This window comes from Gordonia desulfuricans NBRC 100010, from assembly GCF_001485495.1.
GTDB lineage: Bacteria > Actinomycetota > Actinomycetes > Mycobacteriales > Mycobacteriaceae > Gordonia > Gordonia desulfuricans.
Genome location: NZ_BCNF01000239.1, coordinates 1 through 659, shown reverse-complemented (window position 1 = coordinate 659; position 659 = coordinate 1). Strand labels below are relative to the sequence as shown.

Below are 659 nucleotides of genomic sequence, written 5' to 3'. Positions count from 1 at the left end.
GTCGCGCTGCGGCAAGGTCGAGCTGGACACCGGCGGGACATGGAAGCCACGCCCACGCGGTGAGCCGGTCGGCGGGAACGAACAGGATCTCACTGCGGGCGCCGAGTTCGACAGCGAGTGCCCGCAGGGCGGTTTCGATCCGAGGCAGCTCGTCACGCTGGGGGTCTACTGCAGGTGTTGACCCATAGTATTGCTGCGCAATGCGTGAGTTTGAGGTTGTATCCGATCACTGCAGACGTTTCAGCGTCGTCGACCTGATCGGAGTTCGACAACAGTTCGCGGATACGGGGACTGCTGCACGGATAGGTGACATCTGATCTGGCTTGCCTGGGAAGGCTGGTCTGGAAGGATGACCATCGTGCCCAAGCCCTATCCGAAAGAGTTCCGCGACGACGTGGTCCGCGTGGCCCGCGAGCGGGAGAGCGGCGTGACGATCGAGCAGATCGCGAAGGACTTCGGGGTGCACCCGATGACTTTGCAGAAGTGGATGCGCCGCGCCGACATCGACGACGGCGCCAAGCCCGGAATGACGTCTGGGCAGTCGGCGGAGCTTCGGGAAGCGAACAAGCGAATCCGCCTGTTGGTGCAGGAGAATGTGGTGCTGCGGAGGGCCGCAGCGTATCTGTCGCAGGCGAATCTGCCGGGAAAAGGTGGCTCTA

The 659-nt window shown here is 63.1% G+C and carries 2 protein-coding genes; both read left to right on the top strand.

Annotation, left to right across the window (positions count from 1 at the left end; all coding sequences use genetic code 11):
• Positions 1-181 (top strand): hypothetical protein (locus GD1_RS25315; RefSeq protein ID WP_217997906.1); only part of this gene is annotated, 181 nt, incomplete at its 5' end.
• Positions 182-349: 168 nt separating this feature from the next.
• On the top strand, positions 350-659 hold a 310-nt coding region (locus tag GD1_RS25310), incomplete at its 3' end, for a transposase (RefSeq protein ID WP_217997905.1).